Annotated in this window: 1 pseudogene; it reads right to left on the bottom strand. The window is 61.5% G+C overall.

Annotated features, from left to right (window positions below):
- Positions 1 to 208, bottom strand: a pseudogene (locus E5W87_RS35885) (calcium-binding protein); the annotation flags it as partial.
- Positions 209 to 234 lie beyond the last annotated feature (26 nt).

The following is a 234-nucleotide window of genomic DNA, read 5'->3' as shown; positions in this document are numbered from 1 at the left end:
CCTGGATGGTTTGGGCCAATTCGTTGCCGGTCAGGTTGATTGCCGTGGTGCCGGCGTCCATCGTGGTGCCAAGGACTTCAATCGACGAGCCGGCCGAGAGCGCATAGTCCACAGCGGTCCACACCCTGTCTTGACCTTGGCCAGAGGACTCGACCACCTTGTCGCCGGCATTGTCGACATAGTAATCGTCGTTGCCGCCATCAGTCACAGGGGCAGTCGGGGTAGGGGCAGTCG

The organism is Mesorhizobium sp., from assembly GCF_004962925.1.
Lineage (GTDB): Bacteria > Pseudomonadota > Alphaproteobacteria > Rhizobiales > Rhizobiaceae > Mesorhizobium.
The sequence above is the reverse complement of the archived record's forward strand: the minus strand, read 5'-3'. Positions and strand labels throughout refer to the sequence as shown.